At 40.4% G+C, this 9,613-nt stretch carries 10 protein-coding genes and 1 other RNA gene; 3 read left to right on the forward strand and 8 right to left on the reverse strand.

What is annotated here, in order from left to right; genetic code table 11:
- Window positions 1–383 precede the first annotated feature (383 nt).
- The 6 genes from H540_RS0120205 to H540_RS0120230 all read right to left on the reverse strand — a co-directional run bounded on the left by H540_RS0120205 (window position 384) and on the right by H540_RS0120230 (window position 5,283).
- Complete coding sequence (locus H540_RS0120205; RefSeq protein ID WP_028402136.1) at window positions 384–1,016, reverse strand: homoserine/threonine efflux transporter; 633 nt, start codon at window positions 1,014–1,016, stop codon at window positions 384–386.
- 118 nt (window positions 1,017–1,134) lie between these two features.
- Complete coding sequence (locus H540_RS0120210) at window positions 1,135–1,557, reverse strand: DUF2000 domain-containing protein (RefSeq protein WP_028402137.1); 423 nt, start codon at window positions 1,555–1,557, stop codon at window positions 1,135–1,137.
- Window positions 1,557–2,384 carry an AraC family ligand binding domain-containing protein gene (locus tag H540_RS0120215; protein WP_028402138.1) on the reverse strand — a complete coding sequence of 276 codons (828 nt, stop codon included), beginning with the start codon at window positions 2,382–2,384 and terminating at the stop codon, window positions 1,557–1,559. Before H540_RS0120215 ends, H540_RS0120210 begins: the two co-directional genes overlap by 1 nt.
- A 729-nt stretch (window positions 2,385–3,113) precedes the next feature.
- Window positions 3,114–3,851, reverse strand: a complete 738-nt coding sequence (locus tag H540_RS0120220; protein WP_028402139.1) for an SDR family oxidoreductase — start codon at window positions 3,849–3,851, stop codon at window positions 3,114–3,116.
- Window positions 3,852–3,876: 25 nt separating this feature from the next.
- The gene (locus H540_RS0120225) at window positions 3,877–4,206 is read right to left on the reverse strand and encodes a carboxymuconolactone decarboxylase family protein (protein WP_028402140.1); all 330 of its coding nucleotides are present in this window, start codon (window positions 4,204–4,206) and stop codon (window positions 3,877–3,879) included.
- 90 nt (window positions 4,207–4,296) lie between these two features.
- A complete protein-coding gene (locus H540_RS0120230) occupies window positions 4,297–5,283 on the reverse strand; it encodes an aldo/keto reductase (RefSeq protein WP_028402141.1) in 987 nt (328 codons plus the stop codon).
- A 231-nt stretch (window positions 5,284–5,514) separates the two neighbouring features.
- Between H540_RS0120230 and H540_RS0120235 the strand changes: the two genes are divergently transcribed.
- Window positions 5,515–6,417, forward strand: a complete 903-nt coding sequence (locus H540_RS0120235; RefSeq protein WP_028402142.1) for an AraC family transcriptional regulator — start codon at window positions 5,515–5,517, stop codon at window positions 6,415–6,417.
- 503 nt (window positions 6,418–6,920) lie between these two features.
- On the opposite strand, the gene ssrA is transcribed toward H540_RS0120235, so the two are convergent.
- Window positions 6,921–7,279: a transfer-messenger RNA gene (ssrA, locus tag H540_RS32410) on the reverse strand.
- A 114-nt stretch (window positions 7,280–7,393) separates the two neighbouring features.
- A complete protein-coding gene (gene smpB / locus H540_RS0120240) occupies window positions 7,394–7,861 on the reverse strand; it encodes an SsrA-binding protein SmpB (protein ID WP_028402143.1) in 468 nt (155 codons plus the stop codon).
- Window positions 7,862–8,032: 171 nt separating this feature from the next.
- On the opposite strand from smpB, the gene H540_RS0120245 reads away from it, so the two are divergent.
- Together H540_RS0120245 and H540_RS0120250 are read left to right on the forward strand one after the other, a co-directional pair.
- A complete protein-coding gene (locus tag H540_RS0120245) occupies window positions 8,033–8,743 on the forward strand; it encodes an MBL fold metallo-hydrolase (protein ID WP_028402144.1) in 711 nt (236 codons plus the stop codon).
- A gap of 3 nt (window positions 8,744–8,746) precedes the next feature.
- Window positions 8,747–9,298: a TetR/AcrR family transcriptional regulator gene (locus tag H540_RS0120250; protein ID WP_028402145.1), complete on the forward strand. Its 552-nt coding sequence runs from the start codon at window positions 8,747–8,749 to the stop codon at window positions 9,296–9,298.
- Window positions 9,299–9,613 lie beyond the last annotated feature (315 nt).

Here is a 9,613-nt window from a genome sequence, read left to right on the forward strand (position 1 = left end):
TTGAAGTCTCTTTGTCATGCCTTTTTTTATTGTAACATTACTTATGAATCAATATTAAGCCAAAAGTATTGACTTATATTAGCTGGTATAATGGAGTAACTTATATTAGCTTTATAGTTGAGTTAAGGCAAGTGTCTTTTTTTCAAAAGCGGTTGCACTTTTTTTCAAATATTTTAATTCCAATATATGTTATACCAAAGGCCAACTATTAGAGTGATGAATATTCATACTTACTCTCGTAATGTCTTTTATAACAATTGGTTCAAGTACCCAAAAAACAACTGATAAACTTATGGGTAAAGTCAAACCAACCCAGATATCAATAAATAATGTAGCCATCTCTTTTCACCATCCTGTACTATCTTGGGTTGCATTAAAGGAGTTTAAATGACAGTTTTTACTCCAAACCCTATTAACATTACTCCAGTAGATTTTTGAAATACTTTTTGAAATTTAGGTTTTTTCAACCACTTTTTCACATGATCTAAAAGATAAACCAAGATCAAAAACCATCCCACTGCTATTATAGTAAGGATCAATCCTAATCCAATCAGTTGTTGATTTGTGTTTCCATTAAGATCAATGAATTGAGGCATAAAAGTTATGTAGACTAAAACAGTCTTAGGGTTAAGAATATTACTGATTGCCCCTTGTAAATAGGATTCTTTATAATGATGGCGCGATGACTTGTCAATTGAACGCTGACGTTCAGCTTGAACAGCTTCTAATGAAAGTGTGTTTTTAGTAAAAAATGCCCTTACACCTAAATAAAACAAGTATGCAGCTCCAAAATACTTAATTGCATTGAAAAGAAATACTGACTGGGCAATGACAACTGACAAACCGAGAACGGCAATAACAGTCCAGAAAGTAAGACCTGTCGCCATCCCGAGTATCGTATAGCGTCCGGCTTTTGCTCCATGGTTAAGCGTATTTTTCATAATAAGTACCGTATCTGTACCGGGCAACATAGACATCATAAGGGCCATTAAGATATATGCAAGCAAGTTATCCATCTTACTCCTCCTCGTTTTTTATCCATTGTTCAAATCAGCTATCAAGTTATAAGTTATAATATCCGTTCTTATGCAAAAACGCGAAAACTATCTGGTTAAACTATAATCTGGACCCTGTCTACCTTAGCAGAGAAAAACCTCCCGTTAAACGGTTTACTTTTTTCTTTTCTCCATAGATTCCCAGTCCAAAGTAACGATAGCCGGATTTCGATATTTTCTGCAGTTTCGCTGTGTACTCTTCGTACGTTTTACAGCTTTGCGCAGTATCTGAAAAATCTACGACAAGCAGATCCGCAAACGGTTCTGTCATGGTCTTATCTCTTAGTTCGTGGAGAAGGTCAGTACTCCCTTTTAAGATTGGAACCGGTGTTTTCACAATTCCCAAATGTTCGATACCTGAACGGTCTGCTACGCTACTGCCTACCATCTCGGGAGCATATTTTCCAAGTGTTACACCCAGGATTGCTGCTGTGTTGGCAATCAAGCCTAAAGGTAAATTTTCATCAATGACAAGCACGCATTTTGTTTCAAGATTACTCATTATGTTTCTCCTTCACTTTCAAAAATTCTCATATATTGTTTTGGTGTTAACCCAACTAGTCTTTTAAAGAATTTAGTTAAGTGACTTTGATCACTAAATCCTGTTAAAAAAGTCACTTCGATGGGCTTTACACCTTGTTCCAAAAGCTTTTTTGCATGATTTACTCGAATCGTTTCCAGGTAGCTGTAAGGAGAGATTCCCTTTTGTTTTGTGAAGGATCTTAGTAAGTGATACTTGCTCCATCCCGTTAAGTTACTTAAATCATTAAGCGTAATCGTTTTTGTATAATTTTCCTCCAAATAGTTACACACTGTTTTGATTTCGTGAGAGGTTTCAGAAGCTGGTGAAAGGATTGTAAGGTCAGAATGCGTCTGAATGAGCTCTTCCAACAAGTATAAAAATAACTCCTCCTTCTTAAACTCACTCTCACCCTGCGAAATTTTTAAATGTAGCTCTCTTAAATTGGATACAATCTCGCTATGATATAAAACGCTTTGTTTGAAGCATGGAAGGTTTTCATTACCATTAATCTCTAACACTGCCTTTTTCATGACTTCTGGTTTCACATTGATGCAGCGATAATCCAGCGTTTTGCCGTCTATCTGCTCGCAACTGTGAGTATCATAAGGGTTGAACAATAATAAATCTCCCGGATTAATAATGTATTCTTCACCTTTGCAAACCAAATAACGCTGCCCTTCTTCAATAAAGCCGATCACATAATATTCATGAAAGTGAGCAGGAAACTTTTGCATGATTCCCTTAAATCGATAGGCTTCGATGTTTAAATCAGGATCAAGATAAACTGTTCGGATTTCATTTGACATCCAGCTATCCTCCTATACTGTAATGATAATTCTAAAAATAGCATTTACTATGAAACTTTTCTTGTATGATATTGCGCTTGAGACAGTAATTCAGTTGTCCCAAAAATATAAAAGTCACTTTTGTTAATAAACATCAGAATTGAATATGATAATTCAAATTTATAAAAACTTATCTTACTGAAGAATAAATAGCATCCTGAAGGCTGCTGTCGATAAAATAAAATTAAACAACTTTATTGTAACTGTTATCAGACCTAAATTAAAAAAGTCCTTAAAAATAAAGGAAAACACACATTATACATGAATAATATGTGTTTTCCTTTTTTCTTTTATAAACCAAATCATACTTCAGTTAAATAATAGAAGATTTACTTTATTAAATAAAAGCGCCCGATTGTGGAAGATCTTATTGAAGATAAGCACCCCTTTACTTTAAGTGTAGTTGTTCACAAAGTTTTAATCTTTAATTTGGAAAAGGCGAGCTTTCGGAACCCCGCGCAAACATTTTTTTACCCTTCTATACAACTTTTATCCTACTTAGAGCTCAAAAATATTGTTGCTGCTGAACAACAGATAATTCATTAATTCCTTCAAAAATTTATAAAAACAGCCAAATTAATGAACCTGGCTGACTATTAAATCATATTCATAATTATTTAACTAAATCGAAAACAAATAAAGTATTATGTTCAGAGTTTCCTTGCATAAGCAAACCGTTTTCTTTTTAGATTACCGCTCTTGACTTGTAGGACGAATAATCATCTCATTAATCGCTACATCAGATGGTTGTTCAATCGCAAAAGCAATGGCACGAGCAATGCTATCCGCTTCAATCGCATCTTCATACATTTTATCGATCATAGGTTTAAAATTCGGATCGATCGATTCTGTCAATTCCGATTTAACCATTCCTGGTGAGATAATGGTGGAGCGAATGTTGTTTGCAGCCTCTTCTTTACGCAGACCCTCAGAAATCGCCCGTACAGCAAACTTCGTTCCTGCATAGACCGCACTTGCGGCTCCAACAAAGTGTCCAGCTACCGAAGAAAGATTGATGATATGACCTGATTTTTGTTCTCTCATAAAAGGAAGCACTGCAGCAATTCCATAAAGAACTCCTTTAATGTTGACGTCAATCATTCGGTTCCAGTCATCAATTTTTTTCATATAAAGAAATGAATTTGGCATGAGTCCAGCATTATTGACCAATACATCGATTTTTCCAAACTCTTTAACAGCAACCTCAGCTAGCTCTTCCATTTGTTCATGCGAAGTGACATCCGTCACTTTATAAATAGCTTCTCCGCCATTATTTTGAATCTCTTCTTGTAAGTTCTTTAAACGTTCTTCACGACGAGCCGCTAACACTAATTTCGCACCTTTAGATGCAAGTTCTTTTGCAGTCGCTTCTCCAATTCCACTAGAAGCACCTGTAATAATGACAACTTTACCTTGAATATTAGACATACTGAATAACATCCTTTCGTTATTTTTATTTTTCTTTTAAAAATACTTCTTTTGCAACCGTCATGGCTGACATTGCCTTCGCCCAACCTGCATAGAAAGCAAGATGGGTAATGACTTCGATTAGTTCTTCTTCCGAAAGACCGTTTTGTTTTGCTAAATTTAAATGGGATTTCAGTTGCTCGGTATTTCCACCAGTAATTAAGCTTGATACGGTAATTAAACTGCGGTCACGCGGAGAAAGCTCCTCACGCTTCCATACATCTCCAAACAAAACATCATCAGTTAATTGCACAAGCTTTGGCGCAAAATTTCCTAACTTTTTCTGTGCAACAGTAAGCTCTTTTGAATCTGACATTTAATTTCCCCTCTTTCATTTGAAGTTACTCTTCTATTAGCCGAAGGTTGTTAAACTTGTTGTCAGTAGAAGAAATACATGTTACATCTCCTATTTGTCGACTCTATTTGCGTATTCTTCCGGATAGCGCTCTCCCGAAATCTCGATCTTCGTGAGTGCGTCGTTCAAATCACATAGTTCCTCAGGAGTCAGCTCGACATCCACTGCGCCAAGATTTTCTTCCAGGCGCTCCAATTTGCGCGTGCCGGGAATCGGAACAATCCATGGCTTCTCGGCGAGCACCCATGCGAGTGCGATTTGAGCCGGCGTAGCGTTTTTCCCTGCAGCAATCTTCTTTATCAGTTCGACCAAATCCTGATTTGCTTCGAGATTCTCCGGTTGGAAGCGAGGAACAATGCTGCGGAAGTCGGAGTTAACGAATGTAGTATTCTTATCAATTTTCCCGGTAAGGAAGCCCTTGCCCAGCGGGGCGAACGGAACGAAGCCGATTCCGAGTTCCTCGAGCGTAGGCAGCAGTTTTTCTTCAGGACTTCTCCACATCATTGAGTATTCGCTCTGGACTGCGGTGATTGGCTGAACGGCATGTGCACGACGGATCGTCTTCTCACCTGCCTCAGAAAGCCCCCAATACTTAACCTTACCTTCCTGGATCAGATCTTTGACTGCTCCCGCAACCTCCTCGATTGGAACGTCCGGATCAACCCGATGCTGATAGTATAGGTCAATCGCTTCGACTTTAAGCCGTTTAAGTGAGCCTTCGACAGCTTCTTTGATATGCTCAGGTCGGCTATCAAGCATAGTCTGTCTTTTACCTTGAAGGTCAAAGCCGAACTTGGTGGCAATCACCACTTGATTCCGAAAGGGCTGGAGAGCTTCTCCTACGAGCTCTTCGTTCGTATATGGTCCGTACAATTCAGCGGTGTCAAAGAAAGTAACGCCGCGGTCAATTGCCGCATGGATCAGCGATATCATTTCTTTCGTGTCTGATGCCGGACCAAAACCGGAGCTCATTCCCATGCAACCTAGTCCGATAGCAGAAACTTCTAGTCCACTTTTTCCCAATTTACGCTTTTGCATGATTTATCTTCCTTTCTTTTTTATGATTGTCACTTTAATTTCAGGTGTTGTTCATTCTGCTCTATCTAATTATGCAACAAATGAAAAAGTGACCGATATCCCATTTGTCGCAAATGATTGCCTAATCCTCTCACAACAACTTTTCAACAGACGAAAATGCATTATAATGGAACTATCAAGGATGAAGGAACAAGGATGAAGGAACAAGGATGAAGGAACAAGGAGGATCTTATGTCTGAACCAATATATAAACGGCAGGATGAGCTTGCCAAACTCATAGAGCGTTATTCAGGACAGGATGGTGTTCACGCGACTGCGATTCCGTCTTTATATTTTATTCGCCGCTCTAATGTTACCGGTCCAAATTACAGTGTTTACAAGCCTTCCTTATGCATTATCGTTCAAGGTGCGAAGGAGGTAATGCTGGCAGAGGAACGCTTTAGGTACAGTCCTAATGATTACCTTGTTGCATCGGTTGATCTGCCGGTTACCAACCAAGTTACGGAAGCCTCATCCGACGTTCCGTATTTGGCACTGACTCTTGCCTTTACACCGAGTCAAATCTTAGATGTTTTACGTGATTTTAAAATTCAAGGTGGAAAGAAAGAGAATGCTAAGCGAGGTATGTTTGTCAGCCCAATCGAGTCATCTATGTTGGATGCGGTTATCAGGTTAGCTCGTTTGCTAGACAATCCGAACGATATTCCAGTACTTGCTCCTCTATTTACGAAGGAAATTCTCTATAGGGTTCTGCAAGGTCCGCATGGGGGTACGCTGGAACAAATTGCAATAGAAGGAAGCTCTACCTATCTTATTAGAGACGTTATCGAACAGATCATGAAGAACTATGATCGATCTTTTCGGATTGAGGAGCTTGCGGAAATAGCGAATATGAGTGTTGCTTCACTTCATAGGCACTTTAAAGAGGTAACCGCTATGAGCCCTATTCAGTTCCAAAAACAATTGAGACTGCAGGAAGCCCGGCGCCTGTTATTATCCGAGTCAACAGATGCCGCTGATGTCGCATTCCGGGTAGGCTATGAAAGTCCATCGCAGTTCAGCCGTGAATATTCCCGCATGTTTGGTTTTCCACCTAAAGAAGATATAAAGCGCCTGAGGGAGAAATATGACTAAACGATAAATGCATGAACCCCCTACCTAATGGTGGGGGTCACTTTGTGTGGAGGAAAAGGATAATTACTTGGAAGATCATTAACCCGGAATATCGTCATATCTAACAATAAAAATACAGATTGTGAATCATTACACTTAAACTAACCTGCCAGTTACTTTAAGTGCATTCCTTCACAATCTCTTTTTTTCATAAATATCCAAATTCCCCACCAAGTGTTATTCAATAATCTGGTCCTTTTGCTTAATAAGAAAAAATCCTACATTATCAAAAATCCACATATAAACGGTTGAACTTTTTTCAAAACATCGCAACTTTATTCAAAACTTCGCGTCTTTTTTACAAACATCGTGACTTTATTTCAAATCCACATTTAAATCATTTTAAATAATTACAACTTTAATGAAGCATATCCTTGCATAACAAAAAAGGAAGCATAAACCTGCATTTTATGCAAAGTTATGCTTCCTGTTATAACAAAATAAAAACCACCAACAGTATGTATTGGTGGAGACGGTGGGAGTCGAACCCACGTCCAGAAATATCGGCACTTAAGCTTCTACGAGTGTAGTCGATACATTGGCGTTTCGCGGACTTTTATGCCTATCGACAGGCGTCCAAGCCGCTAGTCTGGTTGTTCTCTTCCTTTGTCCTCAGACGGCGAACTCCGGCGTAGCCCACTTAAAGTGAGTCCGCTACCCTACCACATGGGCGATGGAGGGGCGAACCGCTAAGCTGTATTAAGCAGCTAAAGCGAAGTTGTTTTGTTGTTTGCCAGTTATTGGCTGTGACGTTTTAACGAGGCCGATCCCCTCGACTCGCAACTTAAGCTCGAACTACCCCTGTCGAATCCGTAACGCCCCCATATAGGAAAATTACGAGAGTGTAGCTATTATGAGCTGTTTCTCAAAGATCAACTGGCGATTACATTACTTATTATATCATATGCTTCGTATTTTGCAATTGTAAAATACTGTATTACGTTTTTTGACGATCGCGGAAGGCGCGTTCGATGTCGCGTTTCGCTTCTTTTTTCTTCAAATCTTCACGCTTGTCGTAGTTCTTTTTACCCTTCGCTACACCGAGCTGCATTTTCGCAAAGCCGTTTTGCAGGTAAATCTTAAGGGGCACAATCGTATAGCCTGTTTCCTTTGTATAGCCGATCAGCTTTAAAATTTCCTTGCGATGCAATAAGAGCTTGCGCGTGCGCAGCGGGTCATGATTATAGCGGTTACCTTGCTCGTACGGGCTGACGTGCATGCCGAAAATCCAAATTTCGCCGTTTTGTATGCGGGCATAAGCATCCTTTAAGTTCACGCGTCCGGCACGAATTGATTTAATTTCCGTTCCTTGAAGGACAATACCGGCTTCGTATGTTTCTTCTATAAAATAATCATGATACGCTTTTTTGTTTTGCGCGACAGTTTTTCCATGTCCCTTTGGCATATAGGTTGTCCCTCCTCTGTATCATATTATTTTACCAAAAACTGCGCGGCTTCACAATGTAACAGCATATTTTCAAAAATTTTATGCGTAAATCAGAATATCATTCACAAAAACTAATACAATTAGTTATAATATAAAGTAAATTAGTTTATATTAGGAGGAGAAATGAATATGCGGCTTCAGCAGCATGAACAGTTGTTTCAGTTGTCTTTTTTGCCCAATGCATTTCCGGTGAATTGTTACATTGTCGAAGAAGAAAGTGAGCTGACGTTAATTGATGCGGCGCTGCCATACAGTCATAAAGCAATTCTGCAAACCGCAAAGCAGCTGCAAAAACCAATTACCCGCATTGTATTAACGCACGCCCATGAGGACCATATCGGTTCGCTAGATTCCTTAAAAGCTGCGTTGCCAAACGCGAAGGTTTTCATTTCGGAGCGTGACGCAATGCTGATGAATCATGATATGTCTCTGTTGCCGGGTGAGCCGCAAACACCGATTAAAGGCGGCGTGCCGAAAACGTTGAAAACCCGTCCTGATGTTCTTCTTCATGACGGCGACCGGATCGGCTCTCTCACCGCTGTCTCCGCACCAGGGCATACGCCTGGTTCTATGGCATTTTTAGATACACGAAACAGCTGTCTGATTGCCGGCGATGCCTTTCAAACGCGCGCCGGTTTGGCGGTGGCAGGCAAGATAAACTTATTATTCCCATTTCCGGCGTTTGGCACATGGGATAAACAAACAGCTTTAGAAAGTGCCCGAAAATTGCGAAGCTTATCCCCTTCTCTGCTCGCAACAGGGCACGGCGCTATGCTGCCTAACCCTTCAAAGCAAATGGATAAAGCAATAGCAGAGGCAAAAGCAAAATTGGAGAGATGATGAATGGCTAGAAAATCCATTGATAAAACAATTGTTTTAAAAACGGCTGCGCAGCTTGCTGACACCGAAGGGCTCGAGCAAGTAACCCTTGCGGCAATTGCCCAGCGTTTAGGAATCAAGACTCCTTCTCTATATAATCATATTGATGGAATGAACGGTTTACGCAAAGATTTGGCGCTGTACGGCATCCGTAAGCTAACAGAGGAGATAACACAAGCTTCTGTAGGAAAAGCGGGTGATAAAGCTTGGCTTTCGATTGGAACAGCATACGTATCCTTTGCTCGCCAGCATCCTGGTCTGTATGAGGCAACCTTACCGGCTTCTATTGATCATGATATTCAAGCAGCAGGAGATACTCTGATTACTCTTTTTCTGCGCGTACTAGAGGAATATAACTTAAAAGAAGAAGAGGCACTTCATGTTGTGAGGGGCTTACGCAGTCTCGTACACGGCTTTGCCTCCCTAGAACATAAAGGGGGATTTGGGCTTTCATTAGATCATGACGAAAGCTTACGCCGGCTATTGGAAACATATTTGAAGGGATTGCATCGATGAACCTCCCCCACTTACTCGCATCCGCTCCTTGAAGTGGAGGTTTCTTAGCACCAACAAAGACAAGGTCCCATGAGAAGCGGATTTGCCATCTCCTCTCTGCACCTATGCAGGGGCTCCTTCCTTTATCTGACTAAGCAACTTCTGCACACACAGAAGGGTGGGAACACACCGTCTACTACTTTTTGCTTACGCAATCCGTAGATACTTTCTCTTTGTTTCTTCCGGAATATGACACATCTTTCCGTACAGTTCTTTTGCCAAAATGTTGCGGGCACCGTGAATGTCCCGGTGTTCTTCATAACCGCATGCGCACGT

The organism is Ectobacillus panaciterrae DSM 19096, assembly GCF_000430785.1.
In the GTDB taxonomy this organism is placed as follows: Bacteria; Bacillota; Bacilli; order Bacillales; family Bacillaceae_G; genus Ectobacillus; species Ectobacillus panaciterrae.

Excerpts from the sequence above, each read along its gene's own strand:
- H540_RS0120205 (WP_028402136.1), bottom strand. The coding sequence starts at position 1,016 with ATGGATAACTTGCTTGCATATATCTTAATGGCCCTTATGATGTCTATG.
- H540_RS0120210 (WP_028402137.1), bottom strand. The coding sequence starts at position 1,557 with ATGAGTAATCTTGAAACAAAATGCGTGCTTGTCATTGATGAAAATTTA.
- H540_RS0120215 (WP_028402138.1), bottom strand. The coding sequence starts at position 2,384 with ATGTCAAATGAAATCCGAACAGTTTATCTTGATCCTGATTTAAACATC.
- H540_RS0120220 (WP_028402139.1), bottom strand. The coding sequence starts at position 3,851 with ATGTCTAATATTCAAGGTAAAGTTGTCATTATTACAGGTGCTTCTAGT.
- H540_RS0120225 (WP_028402140.1), bottom strand. The coding sequence starts at position 4,206 with ATGTCAGATTCAAAAGAGCTTACTGTTGCACAGAAAAAGTTAGGAAAT.
- H540_RS0120230 (WP_028402141.1), bottom strand. The coding sequence starts at position 5,283 with ATGCAAAAGCGTAAATTGGGAAAAAGTGGACTAGAAGTTTCTGCTATC.
- H540_RS0120235 (WP_028402142.1), top strand. The coding sequence starts at position 5,515 with ATGTCTGAACCAATATATAAACGGCAGGATGAGCTTGCCAAACTCATA.
- smpB (WP_028402143.1), bottom strand. The coding sequence starts at position 7,861 with ATGCCAAAGGGACATGGAAAAACTGTCGCGCAAAACAAAAAAGCGTAT.
- H540_RS0120245 (WP_028402144.1), top strand. The coding sequence starts at position 8,033 with ATGCGGCTTCAGCAGCATGAACAGTTGTTTCAGTTGTCTTTTTTGCCC.
- H540_RS0120250 (WP_028402145.1), top strand. The coding sequence starts at position 8,747 with ATGGCTAGAAAATCCATTGATAAAACAATTGTTTTAAAAACGGCTGCG.